At 65.1% G+C, this 26,341-nt stretch carries 23 protein-coding genes; 10 read left to right on the top strand and 13 right to left on the bottom strand.

What is annotated here, in order from left to right; genetic code table 11:
- The coding region (locus AC1DT6_RS36580) for an acyl-CoA dehydrogenase N-terminal domain-containing protein (protein ID WP_477115407.1) at nucleotides 1-228 on the bottom strand (228 nt) is incomplete at its 3' end.
- A gap of 329 nt (nucleotides 229-557) precedes the next feature.
- Between AC1DT6_RS36580 and AC1DT6_RS36585 the strand changes: the two genes are divergently transcribed.
- Nucleotides 558-2,189, top strand: coding sequence for a 3-(methylthio)propionyl-CoA ligase (locus tag AC1DT6_RS36585; protein WP_441629405.1), 1,632 nt, complete (start codon nucleotides 558-560; stop codon nucleotides 2,187-2,189).
- Nucleotides 2,190-2,197: 8 nt separating this feature from the next.
- On the opposite strand, the gene AC1DT6_RS36590 is transcribed toward AC1DT6_RS36585, so the two are convergent.
- Together AC1DT6_RS36590 and AC1DT6_RS36595 are read right to left on the bottom strand one after the other, a co-directional pair.
- Complete coding sequence (locus AC1DT6_RS36590; RefSeq protein WP_441629406.1) at nucleotides 2,198-3,196, bottom strand: AraC family transcriptional regulator; 999 nt, start codon at nucleotides 3,194-3,196, stop codon at nucleotides 2,198-2,200.
- A gap of 235 nt (nucleotides 3,197-3,431) precedes the next feature.
- The gene (locus AC1DT6_RS36595; RefSeq protein ID WP_441629407.1) at nucleotides 3,432-4,910 is read right to left on the bottom strand and encodes a patatin-like phospholipase family protein; all 1,479 of its coding nucleotides are present in this window, start codon (nucleotides 4,908-4,910) and stop codon (nucleotides 3,432-3,434) included.
- Nucleotides 4,911-5,169: 259 nt separating this feature from the next.
- On the opposite strand from AC1DT6_RS36595, the gene AC1DT6_RS36600 reads away from it, so the two are divergent.
- The 4 genes from AC1DT6_RS36600 (at nucleotide 5,170) to AC1DT6_RS36615 (ending at nucleotide 9,458) form a co-directional block, all read left to right on the top strand.
- A complete protein-coding gene (locus AC1DT6_RS36600) occupies nucleotides 5,170-6,273 on the top strand; it encodes an AI-2E family transporter (protein ID WP_441629408.1) in 1,104 nt (367 codons plus the stop codon).
- Between the two features lie 67 nt (nucleotides 6,274-6,340).
- A complete protein-coding gene (gene gltS / locus AC1DT6_RS36605) occupies nucleotides 6,341-7,525 on the top strand; it encodes a sodium/glutamate symporter (protein ID WP_441629409.1) in 1,185 nt (394 codons plus the stop codon).
- A 2-nt stretch (nucleotides 7,526-7,527) separates the two neighbouring features.
- Nucleotides 7,528-9,018: a TAXI family TRAP transporter solute-binding subunit gene (locus tag AC1DT6_RS36610; protein WP_477103322.1), complete on the top strand. Its 1,491-nt coding sequence runs from the start codon at nucleotides 7,528-7,530 to the stop codon at nucleotides 9,016-9,018.
- A 44-nt stretch (nucleotides 9,019-9,062) separates the two neighbouring features.
- Nucleotides 9,063-9,458, top strand: coding sequence for an avidin/streptavidin family protein (locus AC1DT6_RS36615; protein ID WP_477115408.1), 396 nt, complete (start codon nucleotides 9,063-9,065; stop codon nucleotides 9,456-9,458).
- 4 nt (nucleotides 9,459-9,462) lie between these two features.
- Here the strand turns inward: AC1DT6_RS36615 and AC1DT6_RS36620 are convergent, their stop codons facing one another.
- Entirely contained in the window at nucleotides 9,463-10,266 is an 804-nt protein-coding gene (locus AC1DT6_RS36620) for a BPL-N domain-containing protein (RefSeq protein WP_441629412.1), read from the bottom strand.
- Nucleotides 10,267-10,905: 639 nt separating this feature from the next.
- Between AC1DT6_RS36620 and gabT the strand changes: the two genes are divergently transcribed.
- The 4 genes from gabT to AC1DT6_RS36640 all read left to right on the top strand — a co-directional run bounded on the left by gabT (nucleotide 10,906) and on the right by AC1DT6_RS36640 (nucleotide 16,510).
- Entirely contained in the window at nucleotides 10,906-12,168 is a 1,263-nt protein-coding gene (gabT, locus tag AC1DT6_RS36625) for a 4-aminobutyrate--2-oxoglutarate transaminase (RefSeq protein ID WP_441629413.1), read from the top strand.
- Nucleotides 12,169-12,235: 67 nt separating this feature from the next.
- Nucleotides 12,236-13,693: an NADP-dependent succinate-semialdehyde dehydrogenase gene (gene gabD / locus AC1DT6_RS36630; RefSeq protein ID WP_441629414.1), complete on the top strand. Its 1,458-nt coding sequence runs from the start codon at nucleotides 12,236-12,238 to the stop codon at nucleotides 13,691-13,693.
- A gap of 186 nt (nucleotides 13,694-13,879) precedes the next feature.
- A complete protein-coding gene (locus AC1DT6_RS36635) occupies nucleotides 13,880-14,863 on the top strand; it encodes a Bug family tripartite tricarboxylate transporter substrate binding protein (protein ID WP_477103324.1) in 984 nt (327 codons plus the stop codon).
- Nucleotides 14,864-14,920: 57 nt separating this feature from the next.
- A complete protein-coding gene (locus AC1DT6_RS36640) occupies nucleotides 14,921-16,510 on the top strand; it encodes a gamma-glutamyltransferase family protein (protein WP_441629416.1) in 1,590 nt (529 codons plus the stop codon).
- A gap of 175 nt (nucleotides 16,511-16,685) precedes the next feature.
- On the opposite strand, the gene AC1DT6_RS36645 is transcribed toward AC1DT6_RS36640, so the two are convergent.
- Nucleotides 16,686-17,633 (bottom strand): AraC family transcriptional regulator, encoded by a 948-nt coding sequence (locus AC1DT6_RS36645; RefSeq protein WP_477115409.1) that lies wholly within the window; start codon nucleotides 17,631-17,633, stop codon nucleotides 16,686-16,688.
- A 136-nt stretch (nucleotides 17,634-17,769) separates the two neighbouring features.
- Entirely contained in the window at nucleotides 17,770-19,008 is a 1,239-nt protein-coding gene (locus tag AC1DT6_RS36650) for a serine hydrolase domain-containing protein (RefSeq protein WP_477115410.1), read from the bottom strand.
- Nucleotides 19,009-19,191: 183 nt separating this feature from the next.
- Between AC1DT6_RS36650 and AC1DT6_RS36655 the strand changes: the two genes are divergently transcribed.
- Entirely contained in the window at nucleotides 19,192-19,431 is a 240-nt protein-coding gene (locus AC1DT6_RS36655; RefSeq protein WP_441629419.1) for a hypothetical protein, read from the top strand.
- A 184-nt stretch (nucleotides 19,432-19,615) separates the two neighbouring features.
- Here AC1DT6_RS36655 and AC1DT6_RS36660 read toward each other — a convergent pair whose 3' ends face one another.
- From AC1DT6_RS36660 to AC1DT6_RS36690, 7 genes are all read right to left on the bottom strand, one after another.
- The gene (locus tag AC1DT6_RS36660) at nucleotides 19,616-20,626 is read right to left on the bottom strand and encodes a Bug family tripartite tricarboxylate transporter substrate binding protein (protein ID WP_477103328.1); all 1,011 of its coding nucleotides are present in this window, start codon (nucleotides 20,624-20,626) and stop codon (nucleotides 19,616-19,618) included.
- A gap of 86 nt (nucleotides 20,627-20,712) precedes the next feature.
- On the bottom strand, nucleotides 20,713-21,570 hold the full coding sequence (locus AC1DT6_RS36665; RefSeq protein WP_441629421.1) for an SDR family NAD(P)-dependent oxidoreductase: 858 nt from the start codon (nucleotides 21,568-21,570) through the stop codon (nucleotides 20,713-20,715).
- Nucleotides 21,563-22,105 (bottom strand): carboxymuconolactone decarboxylase family protein, encoded by a 543-nt coding sequence (locus AC1DT6_RS36670; RefSeq protein ID WP_441629422.1) that lies wholly within the window; start codon nucleotides 22,103-22,105, stop codon nucleotides 21,563-21,565. The genes AC1DT6_RS36665 and AC1DT6_RS36670 overlap by 8 nt, the downstream gene beginning before the upstream one ends.
- 74 nt (nucleotides 22,106-22,179) lie before the next feature.
- On the bottom strand, nucleotides 22,180-22,956 hold the full coding sequence (locus AC1DT6_RS36675; protein ID WP_441629423.1) for a citryl-CoA lyase: 777 nt from the start codon (nucleotides 22,954-22,956) through the stop codon (nucleotides 22,180-22,182).
- On the bottom strand, nucleotides 22,953-23,672 hold the full coding sequence (locus tag AC1DT6_RS36680; protein ID WP_441629424.1) for an SDR family oxidoreductase: 720 nt from the start codon (nucleotides 23,670-23,672) through the stop codon (nucleotides 22,953-22,955). The genes AC1DT6_RS36675 and AC1DT6_RS36680 overlap by 4 nt, the downstream gene beginning before the upstream one ends.
- Complete coding sequence (locus tag AC1DT6_RS36685; protein ID WP_441629425.1) at nucleotides 23,669-25,225, bottom strand: class I adenylate-forming enzyme family protein; 1,557 nt, start codon at nucleotides 25,223-25,225, stop codon at nucleotides 23,669-23,671. The genes AC1DT6_RS36680 and AC1DT6_RS36685 overlap by 4 nt, the downstream gene beginning before the upstream one ends.
- A gap of 40 nt (nucleotides 25,226-25,265) precedes the next feature.
- A complete protein-coding gene (locus AC1DT6_RS36690; RefSeq protein WP_441629426.1) occupies nucleotides 25,266-26,273 on the bottom strand; it encodes a Bug family tripartite tricarboxylate transporter substrate binding protein in 1,008 nt (335 codons plus the stop codon).
- Nucleotides 26,274-26,341 lie beyond the last annotated feature (68 nt).

Genomic DNA, 26,341 nt, shown 5'->3' on the forward strand with positions numbered 1-26,341 from the left:
TCGGTGTCGCCGATGCGGTTGAGCGGCGCCAGCACCTGTTCGTTCGGTGTCGCCGATGCGGTTGAGCGGCGCCAGCACCTGTTCGTTGAACTTGGCGGCCTCATCGAGCACCGCCTGCGCCGTCTCGGGCGTGGCGTCCTCGAAGCCGGGCAGCTGGCTGACAGCGTCAAGGCCGGCCAGTTCGTTCATCACAAACAGCATGTCCTTGAGCGGGGCACGATAGGTCATTTTTTGGGTCTCCATTTTGGGATTGCGGCACAGGGCATGGTGCATCTGGGCGGATGCCGGCACCGCATGCTCCGGATACCGGATCGTAGCGCCCGCCGCGGCATGCGGGAATAACCAAACCTGCCCATTCATTGACAAAACCTGCCGCTTTGCGCCGCCCTGGCCGCTTGCCTGCCACCCCGGCCCGATTGGCCGGATTTGTCACTAGTTCGGCCATTCCTGTCAGTGCCGGAGGGGGCGGGCACCTCTAGAATGCCTCGCAGCCGGCGTCGCCATGACCGCCGAATGCATCCGGCATAACGACAAACCGCCTGTCAGGAGACAAGACTATGGACCTGTTCGGTCAGATGATGTACGCGCCTTTGCAATTGTCCTCGCTGCTTGAGCAGGCGGCACGGCACTCCGGCACGGTGGAAATCGTATCCCGGCGCGTCGAGGGCGACATTCATCGCTATACGTACCGGGACTGCCATGTCCGCGCCATGCAACTGGCCAATGCGCTGACGGGCCGCGGCATCGTCGCCGGAGACCGCGTGGGCACGCTGGCGTGGAATGGCTATCGCCATATGGAGCTGTACTATGGCGTGACCGGCATTGGCGCGGTTTGTCATACCATCAACCCCCGCCTGTTCCCGGAACAGATCGCCTACATCATCAATCATGCCCGCGACCGCGTGGTCTGCTTCGATGCCTCGTTCCTGGGCCTGGTCCAGCAGATCGCGCCGCAATGTCCCCATGTCGAGTCATGGGTGATGCTGTGCGACAGCGCCAGCCTGCCGCAGGCACCGGCGCTGCCGCTCGAAAGCTACGAGGCGCTGATCGGCGGGCAGCCCGGCCATTTCGACTGGCCCCGCCTGGATGAGCAACTCGCGGCGGTGCTTTGCTATACCTCAGGCACCACCGGCAACCCGAAGGGCGTCCTGTACTCGCACCGTTCGCTTTGCCTGATGGCCTATGCCTCGGCGCTGCCGGACGCGCTTTGCCTGCGTGCGTCGGACTCCGTGGTGCCTGTCGTGCCTATGTTCCACGTCAATGCCTGGGGGCTGCCGTTCTCCGCGGCGCTGGTCGGGGCGAAACTGGTGCTGCCGGGCCCGGCGCTCGACGGCGCATCCCTGTCGGCGTTGTTCGACCAGGAAGGCGTGACGGTGTCGGCTGGCGTGCCCACGGTCTGGCTCGGCCTGGCCGACTATATGCGCCGCACGGGCAAGCGCTGCAACAGCCTTGAGCGTGTMATCGTGGGCGGCGCGGCATGCCCGCCGCAACTGGCCAAGGCACTGGGCGAACTGGGCATCAAGTCGGTACACGCCTGGGGCATGACCGAGCTGTCGCCGATTGGCACCGTGTTTTCGCCTTCGCAGGGTTTCGCGCAGAAGCCGGAGCAGGAGCGCGCGCAGCTCGAGGCCAAGCAAGGCCGGGTCGTGCCGGGTGTCGAGATGAAGATCGTCGACGCCGATGGTGCCGAGTTGCCGTGGGACGGGCGCGCGGCTGGCGACCTGCTGGTGCGCGGCCATTGGGTCGTGGAGCGCTACTTCGGCATGGAGGAATCCTGCCTGGAGAAGGATGGCTGGTTCGCCACCGGCGATGTCGCCACGATCGACGCCGACGGCTATATGCAGATCACGGATCGCAGCAAGGATGTGATCAAGTCCGGCGGCGAGTGGATCTCCTCGATCGAGCTGGAAGGCATCGCCGTTGCGCACCCGGAAGTCGAACTGGCGGCCTGTATCGCCTGTGCCCATCCCAAGTGGGACGAACGGCCCCTGCTGGTTGCGGTAAGGCGCGCCGGCAGCACGCTCGATGCGCAGCAACTGCTGGCCTTCTATGAAGGCAAGGTGGCCAAATGGTGGATCCCGGACGACGTGGTGTTCGTGCCGGAGCTGCCGCTGACCGCGACCGGCAAGCTGCACAAGCTGGTGCTCAGGCAGCGTTTCGGCTCCCATTACAGCGGCGCCGCCGCCTAGCCGGGCGCTCAGGCCATGCCGCGGTAGGCCTTGGGCGTGCTGCCGGTCCAGTGCCGGAAAGCGCGATGGAACGCGGTCGGGTTGTCGAAGCCGACGTCATACGCGATAGCCGCGATGGCGTCGGGCGAGCGCGTGAGCCGCTGAATCGCGATATCGCGCCGGACGTCATCCTTGATCGCCTGGAACGTCGTGCCTTCGTCCGCAAGCCGGCGGCAAAGCGTGCGCACGGAAAAGTGCAGGTCCTGGGCAACCACTTCCAGCGTCGGCATGGCGGGAAGGCAATCGGCGAGGAATTGCCGGACCCGGTGGCAAACCATCTGGTCGGCGAAGGAGACGAAGATCCAGTCTTCCGGCGCGCGCGCCAGGAATCTCTGCAGGTCGGCCTTGCGTTGCCGCATGGGCATGTCGAGGTAAGCCGCTTCGAAGCGCATGCGTGTCTGTGCGCTACCGAACTGAACCGGCCCCGGAAAGAGAAAGAGGTAGTCCGTTGCGTGCGCGGGACGCGCGAAATCGAACTCCGCCGCGATCAGCGGGATCCGCTTCCCAACCAGCCATGAGGCAATGCCGTGCACCAGCTTCATGATGAGTTCGCGGCCGAGTTCGGTCACGCCGGGGCCAGCCGGATCCGCCACCATGGCAACCCAGCCGCCTTCGCCGTCGCGGCCCGACTCCAGCCGGAAATCATCCAGGATCAGGTGGAAGAACTGGCCGAACCGATGCAGCGCGACTTCCAGCCGCGGGGCGTCGAGCAGGCTCAGGCACAGGTATTTCAGCGTGCCGTTGCGCAAGGGGCGGCTGAAGATGCCCGGCATTTCGTCGTCCAGTTCGGTCGCGAGCAGGCGGTAGAGCGTGGAGAACTGCTCCTCGGTCACGCGGGAGCCAGGGCGCCGCAGCAAGCCGTGGGGGATGCCGGAGCACTCCGCCAGCCGTTCGATGGCGGCGGGATCGGCGCCCGACAGGAAGCCGTTGACCAGCGAAATGGGAACCGTGCCAGAAATCTGACTCAAGGGTGCGTCGACGTCCGGACCGCAACGTCATTTCCGGTGTGACCAGGGGGCATATATTCTGTCATAAGCTGGATTGGCCCGTCACATTTTTGGCTTTCCGGCGATCAGGGCGCTGTCGCGTCGAGCCGGTCCGCCAGCGTTCCGTCCCGGCTGCCGACCGCCCGGAGACGCACGCCAGGGGCTTGTGCCTCGATCCGGGATATCAGCCGGTTAAGCACCAGCGCCTGGCCAACGGCTACTTGTTACCGTGGTCGCCCGTTGTTTCGCCTGCCGGTGCCGGTGCCGGGGCGGCGATGACCCTGGCGCCGACATCTTTCAGCAGCCGATTGAAATCGGGCGACGCCATGATGATCTTCCCCGCGGCGGCACGCAGCCGGTCGACAGCCTCGGCCGGCAGGGAAAACGATGTGGGCAGTTCGTTCAGGTAATCCAGTTCCGCCTTGTCCGTCAACTGGGCGAACGACACGTCGATGGCATAGATCGTTGCGTCCGGCGTGCGTAACGCAGTGGCTACCGCGGCATCCTTGTTCGCTGAAAATGCGCGTGACTCCCGGACCCGGCGCATGGACTGCCATCGCGCCTGGCTGTCTTTCAACAACTCCGTCGCCTCGTAGGAATAGTGGTCGATCGGCACGCCCGTGGCTTTCACCAGAATCTGCAGCGTGCCTGGCGGGGATTCCGACTTGTCCCATGCCGTCTTGGGCGTGGACAGTGAATTGACGACAAAGACGACGATCCTGCGCGTATGGTCGAGTGGCGAAGGCTGGCCGATCAAATGCAGCGCTTCCATGACCTCCAGGGAATCCAGCACGCTGCGCATGCCGAGGTTGTCCGACACCCCGCCGTCCACGATATGGATGTAGGGCCGGTTGGCGCTGTCCCCGAATTCGGCCTCCTCTTTCAGGTGACGGGTCGCGCGGGCGGCCGGCCGGGGCGGGTCGCTGGCGTCGAGAAATGGCTTGATCCAGCCGGGGGGGGCGTAGCCGCAGGTGCCGCCGTAGTTGTTGAGGGTAACGGGCGTGAGCACCACCGGTACCGCCGACGATGCGGCGGCGGCACGGGAGAGCTTCACCGCATTCAGATCCGAGCAAAGCACGTCGAATGTGGTCTGCGTAAAGGGCAGGCGGGCGCCCGTGGAGATGTCCGTGGCGGAGGCGACGATGAAAGGGCCGCCTCCGCGATTGAGGTCGCCGAATGTCGCGCCATGGAACAGGATTTCGTCGTACAGGTCTGATGCCAGTTCCGAGCGCCCCCAGCCGCTCGACCATAGGGATGGCCAGTAGGCTGGATTGAGCGTTCGGAACGTAATTTCCCCCTGCACGTCGCGCTTGAGGAAGCGCTGCTCGTAATCGTCGAACAGCTTGTCGCCGTAGAGGCCATAGGCGAGCGCCGTAAAGCTCCCGCCGGATACGCCGGTGATGACGCCGACATGTTCGAGCAGGCGAGACTTGTTGCCTTTCGGTCCGACGACTTCGGTATTGCGCAGGAACTCGAGGACGCCGTACGAAAATGCCGCAGCGCGTGTCCCGCCGCCCGAGAAGGCCAGGATCACCAGGTTTTCGTTGTCTGCCGAGTATTGCGGACGGGTGACGAACCGATAGCCGGCATCCGGGTCGGCGTGAGCGATGGGCGGGTTGACTGGACGGCTTGCGCAGCCGCCGAGCACGATCAGAAACGCAAGTACCACCAATGCAGGCGTCGGCAGTCGGACCATGGATTCTCCGGGCAGTCTCCGGGTATTGTTACGGTGCGTACTCATTGAGGTTGTCCCGGCATTCTGACTAGCCTAGACTAGAATTCACCGAATCGGGGGGGTGGTTGGCTTTTGCCCTCGTATGGCGAACGCGCCGATGCCGGCATCGACCGTGCCGGACGTATCGTGTCGCCCGGACATGGCTTAACGGCAGGGATGAGATGCCCTTGCCTGGCTTTCCGACCCGATACCTTTGCGGTGACCTGCAAGGAGGCAATCGATGTTGCCCACGCCCATTTCCGAGAAGGCGCTGTCCCGCGGCATGCTCGATGTACTGATCCGTGCCGGGCTGATCGCTGTCCTGGTGATTTTCTGCTTCGAGATATTCCGTCCGTTTTTCGACCTGCTCGTCTGGTCGCTGATCCTGGCGATCACCCTCTATCCGCTGCAGGTGAAACTCAGCCCGATGCTGGGCAACAAGGACGGCCGCACCGCCACGCTGATCATCCTGGTCGTGATCGGCATCATCATGGTGCCGACCTACCTATTGGGTGTCGCCATGGCGGAGTCGGTGGAGAATGCCATGACCCTCGTCAAGAGCGGGGAGTTCCAGGTCCCACCGCCGGCCGAGTCGGTAGCCAGTTGGCCGCTGGTGGGGAAGCAGTTGTATGCCTTCTGGATGCAAGCCGCCACTGACCTGACCGGTCTGGTGATGAAGCTCGCGCCTCAGATCAAGGACTTCAGCCTCGTGCTGCTGGGCGCGGCCGCGGGTCTCGGCAGGGGGTTGCTGGTATTCGTCTTTGCACTGATCATCGCCGGCATCATCATGGCTTTTGGGGAGCAGGGCAGCCGTAGCGCCGTGCAGATTGCCTCGCGCATCTTCAACCCGGAAAAAGGCCCGCAGATCACCGCGTTGTGCACCTCCACCATTCGCGCGGTTGCCCAGGGGGTGGTCGGCATTGCCTTCATCCAGATGCTGCTGATCGGCGTCGGCTTCGTGCTCAAGGGCATTCCTGCCGCCGGCCTGCTGGCTCTGGGGGTGCTGCTGCTTGGGATCATGCAGCTGCCGGCCACGCTGATTACCGTCCCGGTGATTGTCTTCGTCATCGCCACCGAGGGTGCCAGCGTCGCTACGATCGTCTTCTCCATCTATGTCTTCGTGGCGGGGCTGGCCGATAACGTCCTCAAGCCCCTGCTGCTGGGCCGGGGTGTCGACGTGCCGATGCCGGTGGTGCTGATCGGCGCCCTGGGCGGGATGGTCAGCGGCGGCGTCATTGGCTTGTTTATCGGCCCGGTGATGCTCGCGGTCGGCTATCAGTTGTTCTGGCAATGGGTCGAGGACCAGCACCACGGTAGCGGGCCAGGAGACCAGAAGCCAGTTTGATACTGCCAGGCTCGCGCCTTGTCGCGTTGGATTCGTGCGAACCGCCTGACATCCAACGGGATAGCCGATGAGTCTCGATCCCCTTAGCTCCTTGCTGGCCGCCGTTGTCGTGCTGCTTATCGGCGCGCTGGTCAATCGCCGGGTTGGGCTGCTGTCGAGATACAACATCCCGGATCCCATCACCGGCGGCCTGCTTTTCGCGGTGCTGTCCGCGCTGGCCCTGGCAACCGCGGATTTCAAGGTCACGATCGACCAGAGCGTCAAGCCGGTGCTGCTGCTGATGTTCTTCGGCGGGATGGGGCTGAGCGCGGACTTGCGCACACTTCGCCGGGGAGGCAAGGCGCTTGTCATCTTCCTGATGATCATGCTGCCCTACATCGTCGCGCAGAACGCCGTCGGCGTCGCGATGGCGAAGGTGCTGGACTTGCACCCGATCTTCGGGCTGGTCGGTGGCTCGATTACCCTCGTGGGCGGCCATGGCACCGGCGCGGCCTATGCCGAGCGCTTCGCGGAAGTCAACAACCTGCAGTCCGTGATGGACTTGTCCATGACGGTGGCGACGCTGGGCCTGATTGTCGGCGGCATCATCGCCGGCCCGGTCGCGCAGTTCCTGATCACGCGATACCACCTGCGATCCCGGGCGGAGGAAACCGCGAGCGACGACATGCAGCCGGCAGCGCCAATCGCCACCGTCGGCGCGATCGGCTCCCTCGCCGGCATCTTTGCCGCGGTAGTGGCCAGCCGGTGGCTGGCAGCGCAGTTCACCGGCGGCTCGATCACCATACCGGCTTTCCTGTGGTGCATGGTCACGGGCGTCGCCATCCGCAACCTCTGCCCATTCATCGGCCTGCGTTTCGATGACCGCGCCACGGACCTGATCTCGAACGTGTGCCTGTCGCTGTTCCTCGTCATGACGATGATGGCGCTCGACCTGATCGAGGTGGCGCTGTCGGCGGGGCCTTTCATTGTCATCATTGCGATGCAGGTGGTATTCCTCGTTATCTACGCCGTTTTGGTCTGCTTTCGCTTCATGGGCCGCGACTACGAGTCAGCCGTCACCTCCGCGGCCTTCATTGGCTTCAATATGGGTTCCACCGCGACCGCCATGGCGAACATGCAGGCGATCACCGCAAAGTACGGGCCGGCCCCGACCAGTTACCTGATCGCCCCGCTCGTCGGCGCATTCTTCGTCGACCTGATGAACGCGGTGGTGCTGACGCTATGGCTTGCGCTGCCGATCGTGGGAGGCTGACCATGCGCACCCTCATCGCCATGCTGCTGGCCGCCGTGCTGGCGGTCCTCCTGAGCGGCTGCGGCGGCGGCCCGGATGCCGACAGCCTGCGGGCCGGGGTCAACGAACGCCTGGTGCAGGCGCTGCCGGCCGGGACGGTGGAACTGGTCAGCCTTGAGCGCCGTGGCTCCCAGGCGGACACCAGGGCGGCGGGCGAGACACGCCGGACAGTCTACTTCGACGCGCAACTGAAGCTCGCGCGCGACTTCGATTTCGGCGGATGGGACGCGCCGGGCGTCGCCGGCCTAGTTTCCGCGCTGGGCGCGGGCCCGAAGGGCATTTCCGGTATTGCCTCKGGCGGCAACAAGGCGGGAGACATCATCCGTGCCCACGGTACCGCGCTCTACAAGCGCGAGGGGGACCGGTGGGTCGCGGTTACCTCCGGCGGCTACCGGCCCGCTGAGGCGCCGGACTATGTCACGAATACCGCGCCAGGCGCCGCCGCCATCCTGGACGCGATGCGAAAGGTGATCGAATCCGTGCCCAAGGATGCTTCGCCTGCTGAGCAAGCGGCCATCGAGCAGGAGCTTGCGGTGGCATATGCCAGCGTACGCGCACGGCTCGCGCGCGCGGCGGACGGATACGCGATCGCGGCCGGTGCCGAGCACGGACAGTATTTGCGCTTTGCCCGCGCGTTGGCGAGCGAGACCAGGGTCAGGGTAGTGCCCCTGATCACGCGGGGAGGAGAGGAAAACCTGCGTCTGCTGCGGGAAGGCAAGGTTTCGGTTGCGCTGGCGCAGGGCGATGCCGCGCTCGATGCCTATGAGGGCAAGGGCGCCTTTGCCACGGACGGGCCGTACGCCTCGCTGCGCGCGCTGGGCAGCTTGTATCCGGAAGCCGTGCATGTCCTGGTGCGGGCCAACGACTCGCTGGCATCGATGTCGGACCTGCGCGGCCACAAGGTCGCCATGGGGGAACCGGGCTCCGCGTCGCGCGTCACCGCGGTACGCGTGCTTGAGGCGCATGGGCTCGGGCTGAAGGACATCGTGCCCCAGGACTTGAGCATCGGCGCCGCGCTGGTTGCGCTGCGCCAGAAGCAGGTCGACGCCGTGATACAGGTCATCGGCGTGCCGGCGGACAGCGTGCGCGATGCGCTTGAGGACGTGCCGCTGCGGCTGTTGCCGCTCTCGGAGCGCGGGATTGCCGCGCTGGCCGGTGCGAAGACCGCGTACTTTCCCTACACGATCTCGCGCGGTGCCTACGCGAACCAGCGGCAAGACGTGCGTAGCGTCGCGACCGCGGCGCTGCTCCTCACGGCAAGCGACCTCTCCGATGCCGAGGTGGCCGCGCTGACCCGCCTGGTTTTCGCAAACGGCAACGATCTCGCCGCGCGCGGCAGCGCGCAAGGTGCGCAGGTCTCGGCGGCGACGGCGCTGCAAGGGCTTGCCGTGCCCCAGCACCTTGCCGCGGCAAAGGCGCTCGATGCGATGAGCGCCGGCGCCGGGAAGAAGTAGGCGTCAAACGCATTTTTCAATCCGCGCAATGCAAAGGAGGCACCATGACAATCCGTGTTGGACGATGGCTCGGCCGGAACGGCGGCGGGCTTGAGATTCTTTCCATCGAGCCGGGTGCCCGCTTCACCGGCCGCTACCAGACCAAGGTGGGCATGCCCGATCCCAATGCGTGGTTCGACGCGCACGGCATGACCGACGGTACGCTGATCGGATTCACGGTGCTTTGGAAGAATGCTTCGGAGGCGCACGCATCGCTGACCACCTTTGCCGGCCGCTACCTGGCCAAGGGCGAGCAGGATGGTCTCGGTGATGCATCGAGAGAACGGATCGAAGCCCAGTGGGTTCTTGCCCGGCTCTGCGATGACKACGATCCCGGCAAGCCGCACGCAATGTGGGAGACCTTTCTCTCCAACTCCGCCGTCTGGTACTGGACGCCCTGAGCGGTCAGCCCAGCAAGAGGCCCGCGTGAGCAAGCAACTGGCGGAAAACCGCCAGCCGCGCCTCTCCGGTCCGGGCCAGCTTGCGGCAAACGTGCAAGTGCGCGGCCATGTCGCTGTGTCCGCGCAGTGCGTCCTTGCACTCGCGCTCCGAGATTTCCAGGTGGACACCGGTCAGGATTGCGCAGCCTTTGCCCACGCTTGCGCTCACGATGGCGGGCGGGTTGCCTTCGATGCCGGTGTACACGGCCAGGATCCGCGCCGCATGGTTCGTTGCGTCGCCGAAATCGAAGCGGCAGCCGCCGTGGTAGTGCGCATAAAGCGTCGTCGGGGCAGCGGTCAGGCTATGGGTCGTCCGGATCTCCGTGGCCGTGGCGCTCCTCGGCGTTGCGTCATAAGCGACGCCCCCCGTGAGCTGGGGCAGCGAGCCAACCGCGACCGCATCCACAAAGTTCAGTTCGCGTGCGCCGCAGATTGCGCCCTCGGTTCCGGCATGGAACGCCAGCTCCCTGCAAGCGTAGTACGCGCCCGCGCAAATGCCCAGGTAGACGCCGCCCTGCTCGACGAAGCGCCGGATGCGCGCGTTGGGGGCGCCGTTCAATGCGGCGCAATAGGGAAGGTCGGCACCGCCCGGCATGACAAACAGCGCGGCGTCATCGAAGAGCGCCGCGTCATGCCTGAGGTCATCGGCCATGACCGCCCGGATCTCGTAAGCGCCGGGAAGCAGTTGCTGTCCGATCATTCTCATCAGGCGTGCGGTCCCGTCGGACGTGCCGGCATCGATATAGGTCAGGATCTGGGGCTTTGCCATGATGGTTCGCCGATGTGCAACGCGGCATCGCGTCGCTGGTGATCTTACGCCCTAGGTTTTGCCGGCACCAGGTTCCGGGAGCCTGGCCGTCCTTGAAGCATCCCGTACGATCCTGCCCGCCGTGACATCACAAAGCGGTCCAGGGGGTGCCGTGTTCGTGCCAAAAGCCTGGTGCCATTTGCAGGATTATCCGTGCAAGACAATATGGTTTGGTGAAGTACTTCATCAGTAGGTGCCATTTCCCATCGGGGCAGTGACGGAGCCAGCCGCCAGCGATTGCCTCCAGGCAGGCAGCACGGGATGGCAAGGCAATTCCCCTGGTGATCCGTCCTGACGCCAGCAGCTTGCTGGTTCCTGTCACATCCTGTCGCGTCTGAAGCCTGCGTGAGATTCATGCGTCACGTCGCGGCTGTCCGGCAACCGTTCCGGACGTTGCGGCAGCAAATCCGACAAGACAGGTCTCTCAAAAATGGCCCTATCAACAAGCATCAATATGGATCTAGTGGTGGTGCCAATTTTCGGTTAATTTTCTACTCCACCGCATTCCGGCCGAGATGCAGCACCCGCTGCCGGTTGACGACGCGAAATGCGGACAACGAAGTCCGTTGGCACAAACCGAAGCAAGAGATGGAGCAAGAGATGAAGAACGCCGAGCTGGTCCGCCGCAAAGATGCCGCCACGCCCCGTGGCGTAGGCGTGATGTGCAATTTCTACGCCGAGCGTGCCGAGAATTCCGAGATCTGGGATGTGGAGGGCAAGCGCTATATCGACTTCGCCGCCGGCATCGCCGTCCTGAACACCGGCCATCGTCATCCACGCCTGGTGGAGGCCATGCAGCGCCAACTGGAGCGCTTCACGCACACCGCCTACCAGATCGTCCCCTACGCCAGCTACATCGAGCTGGCCGAGAAAATCAACCAGCGCGCCCCCGGTGGCTCGGTCAAGAAGACGGCATTTTTCACGACGGGCGCCGAAGCCGTCGAAAACGCGATCAAGATTGCCCGTGCCGCCAGCGGCCGTCCGGGCGTGATCGCCTTTTCGGGGGGCTTCCATGGCCGCACCATGATGGGCATGGCGCTGACCGGCAAGGTGGTGCCGTACAAGGTTGGCTTCGGACCGTTCCCCGGCGAGGTGTTCCACGCGCCGTATCCCTGCGCGTTGCACGGCGTGTCGGTGGAGGATTCGCTCAAGGCGCTGCAGAACCTGTTCAAGGCCGACGTGGATCCCAAGCGCGTGGCTGCCATCATCTTCGAGCCGGTGCAGGGCGAGGGCGGCTTCAACGTGGCGCCGGCCGCGTTCGTGAGGGCGCTGCGCGCGATTTGCGACGAGCACGGCATCCTGCTGATCGCCGATGAAGTGCAGACCGGCTTCGGGCGCACCGGCAAGCTCTTTGCGATGGAGCACTACGATGTGGCGCCGGACCTGACCACGATGGCGAAAAGCCTGGCGGGCGGCATGCCGCTGTCGGCGGTATGCGGTCGCGCGGAGGTGATGGACGCCCCGGCACCCGGCGGGCTTGGCGGCACCTATGCCGGCAACCCGCTGGCGGTGGCTTCCGCGCTGGCCGTGCTGGACGTGCTCGAAAGCGAGAACCTGATCGAGCGCGGCAACGTGCTGGGCAAGCGCCTGGTGGACCGTCTGGAGAGCCTCAGGTCCGGCGTGCCGCAAATCGCCGAAGTGCGCGGCGTCGGCGCCATGGTCGCCGTCGAATTCCGCAAGGCGGATGGCAGTCCGGACGCCGATTTCACGCGCACTGTGCAGAACCGCGCGCTGGAACAGGGCCTGTTGCTGTTGTCTTGCGGCATCTACGGCAACGTGATCCGTTTCCTGTTCCCCCTCACCATCAGCGATGCCGTGATGGACGAAGGCCTCGACATCCTGGCTGACGCATTGACCCGCTGATCCCAAACGCACCCAAGCGCACCGAAGCGCACCCAAACGGATACAACAGGACCAAACGGACTTCATCATGGAACTCAAGGATGCAGGCTTGCTGCGTGCGCAAGCTTTTGTCGGCGGCGCGTGGCGGAACGCCGACAGCGGTGAGACCTTCGCCGTCACCGATCCCGCGACCGGCGCCGTCATCGGCACGGTGCCGTTGATGGGGGCGGCGGAAACACGCCGCGCCATCGAGGCCGCGCGCACCGCGCAGGCCGCCTGGCGTGGCAAGACCGCGCGCGAGCGCAGCCAGGTGCTGCGCAACTGGCATGAGCTGATGCTCGCTAATGCCGACGACCTTGCCCTGCTGATGACTACCGAGCAAGGCAAGCCGCTGGCCGAGGCCCGCGGCGAAGTGACCTACGCCGCGTCGTTCCTCGAATGGTTCGCCGAGGAAGGCAAGCGCGTCAGTGGCGACGTGCTGTCGTCCCCCGCCGGCGACAAGCGGCTGTTGGTAGTGAAGGAGCCGGTGGGCGTCTGCGCGGCGATCACACCCTGGAATTTCCCGCTGGCCATGATCACGCGCAAGGCCGGGCCTGCCCTGGCCGCGGGCTGCGCGATGGTGCTCAAGCCGGCGGAGGACACCCCGCTGTCCGCCCTCGCGCTGGCGGTGCTGGCGGAGCGCGCGGGCGTGCCGGCGGGCGTGCTGAGCGTGCTGACGGGCGACGCCCGGGCGATCGGCGGCGAGCTGACCGCCAATCCGGTCGTGCGCAAGCTCAGCTTTACCGGCTCGACGGAAGTTGGCCGCATCCTGATGCGCCAGTCGGCCGACACCATCAAGAAGCTCTCGCTTGAACTGGGCGGCAATGCGCCCTTCATCGTCTTCGATGATGCCGACCTGGATGCCGCGGTGGAGGGCGCGATTGCCTCGAAGTACCGCAACGCGGGCCAGACCTGCGTTTGCGCAAACCGCCTCTACGTGCACGACAAGGTCTATGACGCCTTTGCGCAGAAGCTGGTCGCCGCCGTGGCGAAGCTCAAGGTTGGCCACGGTGTCGAGCCCGGTGTCTTGCAAGGCCCGCTGATCAATGAGGACGCGGTGGCCAAGGTGGAGTTGCATATCGCGGACGCAATGGCCAAGGGCGCGCGGCTGCTGTCCGGCGGCAAACGGCACAGCCTGGGCGGCACCTTCTTCGAACCGACCGTGCTGGCCGACGTGACGCCGGCCATGCGCGTGGCGAAGGAAGAGACGTTCGGCCCGCTGGCGCCGCTGTTCCGCTTCTCGACCGACGCGGAAGTGATCGGCATGGCCAACGACACCGAGTTCGGTCTCGCCTCCTATTTCTTCAGCCGCGATATCGGCCGCATCTGGCGCGTCGCCGAGGCGCTCGAATACGGCATGGTGGGCATCAACACGGGCCTGATCTCGAACGAAGTCGCGCCGTTTGGCGGTGTCAAGCAATCCGGCCTGGGCCGCGAAGGCTCGAAGTACGGCATCGAGGACTATCTGGAGATCAAATACCTGTGCATGGGAGGGGTCGACCGCTGAACCCGGCGCGTGTCGCACTGCCGGTTCGCCCGGCCCGGTGCCGGGTGTTCTTCTGTCCGGATTCAGGCCGGTAATGACTTAAGCCACAGCCTGGGTAGAGGCGGTCCAAGTGGAGGCCGCCCACCCAAGGCAAGCGCTGTACGCAGCGCAGCGAGTGGATTCTCTACTATCGAGGAGGGTAGTTTCATGCAGGTTCGTTTTCGTTTCATCCGTTCCATCGCCGCCGTGGCGGCGATGGCGGCATCGTCCCTGGTTCTCGCGCAGGGCCCGCGAGACTGGCCCACGCAGCCGGTGCGCATCGTTGTGCCATTCCAGGCCGGCTCCGCGACAGACTTGCTTTCGCGCCAGCTCGGCATTGCACTCGGCAAGGAATACGGCCAACCCTTCGTGGTGGAAAACAAGCCCGGCGCCGCGGCCATGATCGGTAGCGAGGCCGCGGCCCGCGCGCCTGGCGATGGCTACACGCTGCTGATGTCCGGTCCCGCGTCGATGGTGACCAACCGCTTTCTCTACAAGAAGCTCAGCTACGATCCGGATGCCTTCGAGAAGATCACGGTCGTGGCCTAYACGCCGAACATCCTGCTGTCGAATCCGTCGCTGCCGTTCAAGACGCTGCCCGAGATGGTGGCCTATGCCAAGGCCAATCCAGGCAAACTGAGCTACGCCTCGTTCGGAGCAGGAACCACCTCGCACCTGGCCGGCGAGATGCTCAAGGCGATGGCCGGCATCGACATCGTTCACGTTCCTTACAAGGGCGCAGCCGAAGCGATCCCGGCGTTGCTGTCGGGTCAGGTGTCGATGTACTTCGACACCATCATGACGGGGTTGCCTTTTGTGAAGGCGGGCAAGCTGCGTGCGCTTGGCATGTCGAACAACAAGCGTTCGTCGATGGCCCCGGATGTGCCGACCATCGCGGAGCAAGGCTATCCCGGCTTCGATATCGCCCCATGGTATGGCCTGGTCGCGCCGAAGGGCACGCCGGGCGAGGTCGTGGCCAAGCTCAATGTCTCGGTCAACAAGCTGCTCAAGGATCCGGCCTTCCGCGACAAACTGGGGGCCACGGGCGCCGAGCCGCGCGGCGGCAGCGCGGCGGACTTCAACACGATGATCAATGCCGAGATTCCACGCACCGAGAAGCTGGTAAAGCAATCGGGCATTGCCTTGCAATAAGCGGCGCGCGCTTCCATCCGCGTTCCGGATTTTCCCCATCCTACTGAGTCGCTCCTAATGTTGCCTTTCGACTGGTCCTTCCCCTATCCCTCCCAGAAGATGCCGCTGCTTGCCGCCAATGCGGTCAGCACCAGCCAGCCGCTCGCCGCGCAAGCCGGCCTGCGCATGCTGTATGAAGGCGGCAACGCCATCGACAGTGCGATCGCCACGGCGATCGCGCTGACGGTGGTGGAGCCGGTTATGAACGGTATCGGCGGCGACATGTTTGCGCTGGTCTGGCACGAAGGCCAGTTGTACGGCCTCAACTCCAGTGGCCGCGCGCCCGCGCTTTGGACGCCCGAATATTTCGCGGGCCGCGAGAAAATGCCTTCGGTCGGCTGGGATACGGTGACGGTGCCGGGTCAGGTCGCAGGCTGGAAGGCACTGTCCGCCCGCTTCGGCAAGCTGCCGTTCGCGCGCCTGTTCGCACCGGCAATCGAATACGCGGAGCAGGGCTTCATGGTATCGCCGCAGATCGCGCGCCAGTGGGCGGCACAGGTACCTGTGCTGGCCGGCCAGCCTGGCTTTGCCAAGGCCTTCCTGCGTGATGGCAAGGCGCCGCAGGCTGGCGAGCGCTGGCGCTTTCCGGAGCAGGCTGCCACGCTGCAGCGCATTGCCGAAAGCGATGGCGAGAGCTTCTACAAGGGCGAACTGGCCGCGCGTATCGTCGCCTTTGCCGAGGAAACCGGTGGCGCCATCCGTGCCGATGACCTGGCGCAGCACGCGCATAGCTGGGTCACGCCGCTGTCGCAGGATTTCCGCGGCTACACGTTGCACGAGATTCCGCCCAACGGGCAGGGTCTGGCTGCGCTGATCGGGCTCGGCATTCTCGACCGCTTCGACATCGAAAGCATGGGGCGCGACAGCGCGGACTTCTATCATGTCGGCGTTGAAGCGATGAAGCTCGCGTTCGCCGACCTGCATCGCCACGTCTCCGACCCGGCGACGATGCAGCACGATCCCAAGGCATTTCTCGATCCGGCCTATCTGGCCGAGCGCGCCGCGCTGATCGACATGGCACGCGCGAGCACGCCCGGCGCCGGCATGCCCAAGACCGGCGGCACGGTGTACCTGACATCGGCCGATGCGGCCGGTTCGATGGTTTCGTTCATCCAGTCCAACTATCGCGGCTTTGGCTCTGGCGTGGTGGTACCCGGCACCGGCATCTCGCTGCATAACCGTGGCGAAGGCTTCAACCTGACGCCGGGGCACGCCAACTGCGTCGGCCCGCGCAAGCAGCCGATGCATACCATCATCCCCGGCTTCATCACGCGCAATGGCGCGCCGGTGATGTCATTCGGCGTGATGGGCGGTTCCATGCAGGCTCAGGGCCATGTGCAGATGATGGCGCGGCTGGCCGCCTTCGGCCAGAACCCCCAGGCTATGAGCGATGCACCGCGCTTCCGCGTCGAGAACGGCCCCGTGGTCAATGTGGAATCGCATATGCCGGCAGACGTGGTCGCCGCGCTGCGCGCGCGTGGGCACAAGGTCGAGGTGGCGCCGCCAGACAGCCTGGAGTTTGGTTCCGCGCAGTTGATCTACAAGGCGGAGCACGGGTATATCGCTGCGTCGGATTCGCGGCGGGACGGGCAGGCGGTGGGATTCTGAGCGTGATGGCAACCTGCGCTCAGGCTAATTAGCGCAGGTTGCCGCGGATTTCCGCCGACGTGACAGTCACCGCGCTACGACAATGAATCGCGACACCAACATCACCGTTGGTGTCGCGATTTTTGTTTCATGACCAGCGTGGAGGCCACTCAGCCGGCGGCTTTAGCGGCAAGATCTAGTTCCTGATCCCCAGGGTCTGAGAAGGCAGTTCACCAAACCGCTGCTTGTAAACGGCTGCGAACAGGCCGAGATTGACGTAGCCCCAGGCGGCGGCGACAGTGCGAACCGTGGCCCCTTTGCCGGCAAGCAGCAGTTCGGCCCGGACACCCTGAAGCCGTTGCTCGCGCAAGGTATCCATCGGGGTGCATCCACGGTATTCACGGAACGCACCGGTGAGCGTTCGGACGCTTACGCCACTCGCGCGGGCGAGTTCGCTCAGCGTCGGCGCAAGATGCGCGTGTTCCCTGATATGACGCTCCGCCGCCAGGACATGCCGCGGCGCCATGCGGTGTAGCGTGGCCTGACTGGGCTGATCCAGCTGGGCGCGCCATTGCGTCAACAGGTGGATGCCGATCATTTCTTCCAGATGCCGGCCCAGCGGGCTGCCGCCGATTGCATCCGGCATCTCCGTGGTGCAGTTGCAAACATAGGCGAGAAGGGAAATCCAGCTCGAATTGGTGCCGCCAAGGCGAAATTTCTTCGTCCACAGGCTCTCGTCGGCAGGCCGGCCGAACCAGCGCTCATGCAAGGCGGCCAGCGCATCGTGTTCGAAGGTCAGGTTGATCTGCAGGTGGTTCTCGTCAAAGTCCACCCAGTAATGGGTTCGCGAGTTGTCGACCACGAAGGCGTCGCCAACGCCAGTGTCGGCGAAGGCATTCGGCTCGGTCCAGTGTCGCGCCGTCCCGCGCAAGGTGGTCAGGACCATTCCGGTACCCGCCGCGGGTGAAAAATCGGAAATGTGGACCGGGATGCCATACTTGAAGCGGCTTAGCGTGAAGTGCCCGATCCGGGTGGCGTCGAGTACCGAATCAGGGCGGCGCGGCCGCCCTGTTGGCGTGACGCTGTACGGCATGTAGATGCGGTCCGACCATTGACGAATATCGTCCCATTCGCTCGATGCCACCAGGCGGTAACGCGAACTGGCCTGGCCATGGGCATCCGTGACCAGAACGTTTCGTATCGCTTCCATCATAGCCATGCCTCAGGGCGGGACATTTGGACGCGCCGGGCGCGGAAGACCGGCGTGCAGGAGCTGCTTGCTACCTGTGATGGTAAATGGCCGTTTCGAATTCGACAAATCCCGGGTAGGATGCGGCGTCCTGGAACGGCAGGATCTGGGTCGCCCAGTAGCCGCCGATGCCGTTTTGACGGTCGATCCAGAAGAATGAGTTGGCCAGGCCCGCCCACATCAACGAGCCCGCGGGCCGCCCCGTGGGAGCACGTTCCCGATTCGTCATGAAGGAGTATGCCCAGCCCTTATCGGTGCCAGGGAGGAATTCGCCGGTATTGCTCAGCGAGGGGACGGAGGTGGTCCAGCCGCCCACCGCGAGCCCCATGGGTGCCAGGCCGTCCTGGGCCATCAGGTCCACCGTCTCGGGCCTGAGCACGCGTCCGTTCGGGCCGGCACCGTTATTCAGGATCATGCGGATGAATTTCATGTACTCGCCAATGGTCGCGTAAAGACCGTGGCCACCCATGTCCATCGGCGGGGGATCCGGCAGCACCAGATCAGGTAGCGGAGTGAGTTTTCCATCGGCTGCGCGGTCATGGATGGTAACGCGCCGTGCTTTCATCGATTCGCTCATCCGGAAGCCGATGTCCTGCATGCCAAGCGGCGTGAAGATGCGCTCTTTCATCACCTCGCCCAGGCGCTTGCCGCGCTGCTGTTCGACGATGCGGCCCAGCCAGTCGATATTGGCGCCGTAAGTCCATGCGGCCCCCGGCTCGTGCAGCAGCACTGTGCGTATCGAATCGAAGCTGCAGGACATGATGGGCGGGATGTTCCTGGCCGTTCGGTAATGCAGGTCGTTCTCGCTGAAGAACTCATAGCAAAGGCCAGAGGCGTGCAACATCAGGTCGTTCACCGTGATCTTGCGCCCAGGCGCACGGGTACGGGGCTGGCCATTGGCATCAAAGCCATCAAGCACCTGGAGTTCATCGATTTCTGGAACGTACTCGCCAGCGTTGTCGGACAGGGCAATCCTGCCTTCTTCGACCAACTGCATGATGAGTGTGCCGGTCAGGGCCTTGGTCGTCGAAAAGATCGCGAACACCGAATCGGTGGTCATCGGGCTGTCCCGGCCCAGTTCGCGCGTGCCGGTGGCACCTTCATAGAAGTTGCCGTTACGGTCGGTGGCCATGGCCACCACCCCCGGCGCACCGCCATGGCGATGGGTGGCCTGGATCAGCACCTGATCCAGGACGGTCTTCAGTTTCTGTTGCGTCATGTTTTGTCTCCTGATGTTGGGCGGCGCCCTTTCTTTTTGTGYCTGCGTCATGCCGCATCGACTGGAACGCAGGCGAGCCTAATTTACGGGATGGTGCGGTGCGGGCCTGTTCCGATCTGGCAATTGCATGTTCAGGTTCGGCGGAAATTCGCCCGCGATCGCCCTGTGGGCGGAAATTGGCAAGATCAAGGCAGTCAGTGGAAATGACAAAAAAGGGAGGAGTTCCCTTCGGCCATGCTGGCGCCAAAATTGCGGTTATTGCGCTGGGCGAGTGTCGACGAGGAGGGCAAGGCCCGTATCGATATTTTCATGTGCGCGCATCGTCACGCCGCTCACGTCGGCGGCCTTGCCGACTCCGCCTGGAAGGCGGTCGAGGTAAAGGAAGTCCGGTTTCCTTGGACCGAAGATCCAGGAGATGCCGATGCCGGGGTCATGCGGGAGAAGCAAAGCGGCCCGATGAGACCGCAGCGATGAATTGCTGGTAGTCGTGATGTACGGGTAAGAAGGGTAAGCCCGTTTGTGAATTGCACTCTATCAAGTAACAGCGAGAATGACTTAAAGAAGCCGAAGCGGCCGGTTGTGGCCTGAGCCCCCAATATGGGGGCTCAGGCCAAAAGCTGGTGCATTCACCGCGATACTGGAAATGGCCCTTGGCTTCTCAGTCCAAACTGATGCCGTTCGCTTTGGCGATGCCTTGCCAGAGGGACAGGTCGGTGCGTACGGTCTGGGCAAATTGTTCCGCGCTTTTCAATGGCGGATCGATCAGGTTGAGCTGGACGAATCGGTCACGCAGCTCCGGGGCGGACAGGGTGTTCAGGACCTCCCGGTGCACGGCCGCCACCACGCCCGCTGGCGTACCGCGCGGGGCGAACACACCATACCAGGCATCCGTATCGAAACGAAAACCTTGTTCGGTCATGGTCGGCAGATCCGGCAGCGCCGGCCCCCTGTGCGAGCCGGTGATGGCGATGCCGCGCAGCTTTCCGGTCTTGATCAGCGGCACCGAACTGGTGGCGTCGACAAAGGCCACCTTCACCCGCCCGCCCTGCATGTCCTGGTATATCTGGCCGATCGTCTTGTAAGGCACATGCCGGATGTCGAGGCCTTCCTGCCGCTTCAGGTACTCCATCACGAGCTGCCCGGTGGAGCCCGGGCCCCAGGTGGCATAGTCGTACTTGCCGGGATTCGCCTTGACGAGGGCAACGAACTCCTTCAGGTTGCGCGCGGGAAAATCCGGCGAAGCTACCAGATGGATGCCCCCTGAGAAGATCTGCGCCACGGCCACAAGGTCGCGCGTCACATCGAACGGCAGCTTGTGCAGCAGGGCCTGGCTGATGACCGTGGAGGATGAACTGGCGAATAGCAAGGTGTATCCGTCGGGCTGCGCCTTGGCCACCGCGTCCACGCCGATGACGCCATTGGCGCCCGGCCGGTTGTCGACCACGACGGGCTGGCCAAGCGTACGCGACAAGCGCTCGGCAAAGATCCGCGCAATGGTGTCGGGCCCGCTGCCGCCGGCGCTGGGAAGGATCAGGCGAACCGGCCGTGCTGGCCAAGACTGCGCGCTGGCCGGCGCCGCGCCAAGCGCAAGGCCCAGCGCCATGCCAATCGCGGGTGCCAGGGCCAGGAAGCGGCCGAGTCCCAAAGTGTTCCAGCAATTCCGCATCATGTTTGTCTCCTGCATATTGTTGTGATGACGGGCCTGGCCATGGCACAGCTCAGGCCCGCTTGACCTGTACGACGCTGCGCCAGCCGTCAGGCAGCGGCGCGCACGGCACCGATCGACAGGCCGCCATCGACGATGAGCATCTGTCCGTTGACGTAGGAGGACTCGGTGCTGATCAGGTAGAGCGCGGCATGCGCAACCTCCCAGCCTGTGCCCTGCCGGCCGAACGGCAGTGGACGGGCCGCGCGCGAGGGCCGGGCGCGCGAGGCGTCCCGGCCCATCGGTGTGTCGATCAGTCCTGGTGCCAGCACATTCGCACGCAAGCCGCCGGGCTGGCCGGCGAATGCCACCGCGCGGCCCAGCGCGGTCAAGGCTGCCTTGGAAGTCTCGTAGGCCGGCAGGCCGCTCAGCGGCGAGATCGCCGCCGTGGAGGCCACGAACACGATGGCGCTGCCGGCGGGCATGACGGCGGCGGCCTCCTGGGCGCAGAACATCGGGGCGCGCAGGTTGATGTCCTGGACCCGGTCCCAGTCTTCGGGCGTCTCCGCGCCGAAGCGATTCGGGTTGCCGATCCCGACGTTGACCACCAGGCCATCGAGCCCGCCCAGCGCAGCCGCGGCCTGGGCCACCATGCGCGAGATCTGAGCAGGGTCCGCAACGTCGGCCTGGACCGGCACCGCGCGGCCGTCCTCGCGCAGGATCAGGTCGACCGTATCCTGCGCGGCGCCGGCATCCATATCGGCGCACGCCACGGCGGCGCCCTCGCGGGCGAACAGGATTGACATGGCACGGCCATTGCCGACCGACGGCACCGGATCGACGGTGCGGCGTTGGCCCGCGCCTACCACCAGGATGCGGCGCCCGGCGAGCCGGCCGTCACGGCGCGGCACGCCAAGCGCGGGTGCAAACAGTTGCTGGTCCGGACGGCTTTCCAGGGATTCAGTCATGACGCAGCTCCAGTTTTTCCAGCGGCGGATTTTCGATATCGACTTCGAGGTTTTCCARCAGGCGCGACACCAGCATGTAGAAGCCGATGGTTGCCAGCAGCTCGACCATCATTTGTTCGTCCAGGGCCGCCGCAACCTTGGCGTAGAGCGGCGCCGGTGCCTTGACGTCATGCACCACGGCATCGGTGAATGCGATGACAAGGCGCTCGAGTTCGCTGAAGTCTCCGTTGGCATCCGGCTTCAGCACGGCATCGATTTTTTCTTCCGGCACACCGGCGGCGCGCGCCACGCGCCGGTGCTGATGCACTTCGTAACTGGCGCCGCTGAGCGCGCCCACCCGCAGGATGACCAGCTCGCGCAGCGTGGGCGGCAGCGAGGCCTCCGTGAGAATGGCGCGGCCGAGACCGAGGAAGCCGAGCGCGATCTCCGGCGCATGCGGCAGGACCCTGTACAGGTTGAGGGCGGGACGCCCGCGCAGTTGCTCGCCAAGGCGGCCGGGGACGTTGTCCACATCGAAGTAAGGCAGTCTGGCCATGTTGTGTTGTCTCCGTTTCCTGCCGCGCGGCAGGTGATGTCGTGGTGGGAAAAGTGCAAATAGGAGTTGGCCGCCTACGGCAGCACGTTGCGCGGGTCTTGCCGCAAGACCAGGTTCCAAACCTGTTGGCCGACCGGCTGCTCGCGTTCCTCGATCAGGTGGGCGACCAGTCCCGCGCAGCGTCCGATCAGTGCCAGTCCACGGCCGAACAGCGGGTCCAGCCCCATCTCGGCGAGGATGGCGCCGATGGCGCCAGCGGCGTTGAGCGGCAGGACACGGCGCGTACCGTCGCCGCAGGCGTCGCCGAGCGCCAGGGCAAGACGACAGTACTTGCCGTGGAAGCCATTCGCGCTCGCGGTCTCCATCAGGACCGGCACGCGCGGATCACCTTGCGCGTGTATCGGATGGCCGACGCCAGGTATCGGCTTGCCGGCTGACCGGCAGGCGGCGATGATGCGCCGGGCATGCTCTGCAATGGTGGCTGCGTCGGCATCGGCCGCTAGCGACGCACCTTCTTGCAGCAGTAATTCCGCCATGTTCTGCACGGTGCCGAGGAAGCGCTCGCCGGCGCCAAGCAAGCCCGCGGCGACCGCGCCTTGCAAGGATTCCGGCGCGCCCAGCCAGGTCATGCGGGCGCTGATCGCGCTTGGCGTCAGCCCGTGGTCGACCGCGGTCACCAGCAGCGTGTCGATCATCCGCGCCTCAGCGGCGCCGGGGAGGCGCCCGAGCGCAACCAGGCAGAGCGTCTGAACGAAATCCAGCTTGCCGATCACCTCGGTGGCAAGGTCCCGCCCGCGCAGCGTGATGCGATCAGGCGTCGTGTAGCCGATCTCGGTGCGGATGCCGTTCATGCGCTCAGCCCCACGGTGATGCCGCCGCAGACGTGCAGCACCTGTCCGGTGACGAAGGACGCGCGTTCGTCGAGAAAGTACTCGACGGCGTGGACGATATCTTCCGGTTTGCCGAGCCGCCTGACCGGCACGCCATTCACAATGCGCTGCGTCAGCGCATCCTGGGCCGGGTTGACGGAGCCGAACGCCGCCGTGGCGATGGGMCCCGGYGCSACGGCGTTGACGGTGATGCCGTGCGCCGCCAGTTCCAGCGCCCAGGTACGCGTCATGGCGTTCAGGGCGCCCTTGCTGGCCGAATACGCCGTGCGCAGTTCCTTGCCCAGCGCGGCGCGGCTGGAGATATTGACGATGCGGCCGTGGCGCGCCTTTCGCATGGCAGGCACCAACGCCTGGGTGCATTGCAGCGCGGCGCGGACATTGACGGCGATTTGCCTGTCGAAGTCGTCAAGGCCGGTTTCCTCCACGCTCGCCGCCCGCAGGGTCGCCACATTGTTGACGAGGGCAGTGAAGGCATAGCGGGCCGATGCCTCCCCGAGCGCGGCGGCGAGTTGCGCCGGCTCGGCCATGTCGACTTCGACGAAATGCGTCACACCGGCCTCGGGAGGTGCCACCCGATCGAAGTTCACTACCGTGTGGCCGCGCTCGCGCAGCGTCTTGCACAGGGCCCAGCCGATGCCGCCGGAGCCGCCGGTTACCAGGATATCCGTTGGTGTCATGATGAAAGAGGCTCCTTGCCTTGAGGGTTGTTGCTGGCGTAGTTGCTTGCACTGGCGGCGAGCCGGGTCTTGACCTCGAGCTTCGAGACCTTGCCGTTGGCAGTGAGCGGAAGGGTTTCCACAAAATGAATGCGCTTTGGCGCCTGTACCGAACCCAGGCGCTCCTTGACGAACGCCTGTAGCTCGGCAGCGTTGGCGGTGGCGCCGGCATGCAGTTGCACGGCCGCGTGCACGGCCTCTCCCCAGCGCGGGTCGTCCATGCCGAGCACGGCGCAGCGGCATACCGCGGGATGGGCGCCGAGCGCGTTCTCCACGTCGCTGGGGTACACGTTGAAGCCACCCGTGATAATGACGTCGCGCAACCGGTCTTTCAGGTACAGGTAGCCTTGCGCGTCCAGGTAGCCGCCGTCGCCCGTATGCAGCCAGCCATCGGCCAGTGCCTCGGCGGTCTTGCCGGGCTGGCGCCAGTAGCCGGACATGACGAGGTCGCCGCGCACCACGATCTCGCCGGTTTCGCCAGCCGGCAGCAACTTGCCATCGCGCCCCATGATGGCGAGTTCGGTCAGGCAGGTGGCACGGCCGACGCTGCCGTGGCGGGCGGGATCGCGCAATTCCCCGGCGGGCAGGAAGGCAATGATGCCGGGGGCCTCGGTTTGCCCGAACGAGGTCTCCAGGGTGCCGAAGACATCGATGGCCTGGGCAATCCGGTCTGCGCGCATCGGCGCTGCCGCATAGATCAGGTGCCGCAGCGCGGACCAGTCCCGTTCGCGCACGCCGGGCTCGTCCAGCAAATCGTAGATCAGCGTGGGCGGCATGAACACCGCGGTGATGCGCTCGCGCTCCAACTGGTCGAGCAGGGCGCGCGGCCTGGTCGAATCCGCCAGCACGAGGGTGCCGCCACGCGCGAACACTGGCAGCAGGAACGTGGATGTGCCGTGGGTGATGGAGGCCACGGCGAGATAGCGCTCGTCCTCGCGCAACTGCATCGCGGTGAGGATGGAAACCACCGTGGTGTTCCACGAACGCAGCGACTGCATGACCCCCTTGGGCGCGCCGGTAGTGCCGCCGGTGAACTTGATGGCCTGCGTTTCGCCAAGTTCGCGCTGCACGCGTAGCGGGACGCGGCCGCGCCAGGCAGCGAGCAGCGCGGCAATGCTGTCCGGGCCGGATGCCTGCGGCCCGCAGGCGATCACGCGGGCGCCAGGCGTGATCGTGCCGGATTGGCCGTGGCCGCTGTCTTCCACCACCAGGATGGACGCCTCGGTGAAGTCGACGATGCGGGCCCGTTCGTGGACCGAGGCGCGCGGATTCAGCGGCACCCAGCACTTGCCGGCGGCCAGCGTAGCCAGCAGCGCCAACACATGCTGCACGCTATTGCCGGCGCAGATGCCTACGCGCGATCCGGACGTGGGGTCCAGCGCCTGGAAGGCCGCTGCGAGCGCCAGCACCTTCTGCGTCAGTTCGCCGTAGGTCAGCGATTCTCCGGCGGCCTGCAATGCGATGCGCGCCGGCGTGGCGTTCGCGGTCCTCAGCAGATAGTCGATTGGCTGCATGCTTTCATCCGTTGCGTCTCGTTCATTCCTTTCATTCCTTTCATTCCGCGCGTGCTCCCGATACCTTTACGATCCTTGCCCATTTGCTCATCTCCTCATCGACGAATCTGGTAAATTCCGCTGCGCTCATCGGCGGGCTGCCTGCGTTCCTGTTGGTTCCGAGGTCGGTGCCGGTGTCGGCGCCCATTTCGGCGTAACGCTTGCGCAGCGCCGCGCTTGTCACAGCCTGGCCAACAGCGGCATTGAGCCGGTTCACAATGTCGGGGGGCGTATGTGCCGGCGCGAAGATGCCGCTCCAGTTGCTGACGGAGTAGCCAGGCACGCCGGCCTCGGCAACAGTCGGCACATCCGGGAGCGCGGACGAGCGATGCGCCGAGGTCACGGCGAGCGGGCGTACCAGGCCCTTGGCGATCAACGGCAGCGAGGTGGGCAGGTTGTCGAACATCAACTGCACTCGCCCGCCCATCAGGTCGGTCTGTGCGGGCGAGCCGCCGCGGTAGGGCACGTGCGTCAGTTGCGTGCCGGTCATATGCTCAAAGAGTTCACCGGACATATGAATGCTGCTGCCATTGCCGGACGAGCCCATCATCAACTGGCCCGGGTTGCGCTTGGCCAGCGCGATCAGCTCCTTCACATTGCGCGCCGGCAACGCGGGGTTGACGACCAGTACGTTGGCGCCGGAAGAGACCAGGGCCACAGGCTGGAAGTCTTTCTTCGGGTCGTAGGGAAGGTTGGCGTATAGCGTCGGGTTGATGCCATGGGTGCCGATCGTGCCCAGCAGCAAGGTGTAGCCGTCCGCCGGTGCATTGGCGACGGCGGCCGCGCCGATGTTTCCGCCCGCACCGGCGCGGTTCTCCACCAGCACCGGCTGCCCGAGGCTTTGCGTGAGCTGCTGGCTGAGCAGCCGTCCGAAAATGTCCGCAGTGCCACCGGGCGGGAACGGCACTACCAAGCGAATTGGCCGTGAGGGATAGGATTCGGCCAGTACCGGCCCCGCCGTGTGCAGGGCGAGCGCGGCCGCGACCGCACAGATCAGTCTGTGAAGCATGGGATGTCTCCGTTGTCGTTGTCATTGCCAGCGGCATGCTCCGGACCGAGCCGCGCCAGGCTTACTGC

It is taken from the genome of Cupriavidus sp. 01L45 (assembly GCF_056399885.1).

Bases quoted from the DNA above. Each gene is read 5' to 3' on its own strand.
- AC1DT6_RS36620 (WP_441629412.1), bottom strand. From the start codon at position 10,266: ATGGCAAAGCCCCAGATCCTGACCTATATCGATGCCGGCACGTCCGAC.
- gabD (WP_441629414.1), top strand. From the start codon at position 12,236: ATGGAACTCAAGGATGCAGGCTTGCTGCGTGCGCAAGCTTTTGTCGGC.
- AC1DT6_RS36660 (WP_477103328.1), bottom strand. From the start codon at position 20,626: ATGATGCGGAATTGCTGGAACACTTTGGGACTCGGCCGCTTCCTGGCC.
- AC1DT6_RS36600 (WP_441629408.1), top strand. From the start codon at position 5,170: ATGTTGCCCACGCCCATTTCCGAGAAGGCGCTGTCCCGCGGCATGCTC.
- AC1DT6_RS36690 (WP_441629426.1), bottom strand. From the start codon at position 26,273: ATGCTTCACAGACTGATCTGTGCGGTCGCGGCCGCGCTCGCCCTGCAC.
- AC1DT6_RS36595 (WP_441629407.1), bottom strand. From the start codon at position 4,910: ATGGTCCGACTGCCGACGCCTGCATTGGTGGTACTTGCGTTTCTGATC.
- gabT (WP_441629413.1), top strand. From the start codon at position 10,906: ATGAAGAACGCCGAGCTGGTCCGCCGCAAAGATGCCGCCACGCCCCGT.
- AC1DT6_RS36640 (WP_441629416.1), top strand. From the start codon at position 14,921: ATGTTGCCTTTCGACTGGTCCTTCCCCTATCCCTCCCAGAAGATGCCG.
- AC1DT6_RS36685 (WP_441629425.1), bottom strand. From the start codon at position 25,225: ATGCAGCCAATCGACTATCTGCTGAGGACCGCGAACGCCACGCCGGCG.
- AC1DT6_RS36675 (WP_441629423.1), bottom strand. From the start codon at position 22,956: ATGAACGGCATCCGCACCGAGATCGGCTACACGACGCCTGATCGCATC.
- gltS (WP_441629409.1), top strand. From the start codon at position 6,341: ATGAGTCTCGATCCCCTTAGCTCCTTGCTGGCCGCCGTTGTCGTGCTG.
- AC1DT6_RS36665 (WP_441629421.1), bottom strand. From the start codon at position 21,570: ATGACTGAATCCCTGGAAAGCCGTCCGGACCAGCAACTGTTTGCACCC.
- AC1DT6_RS36655 (WP_441629419.1), top strand. From the start codon at position 19,192: ATGCTGGCGCCAAAATTGCGGTTATTGCGCTGGGCGAGTGTCGACGAG.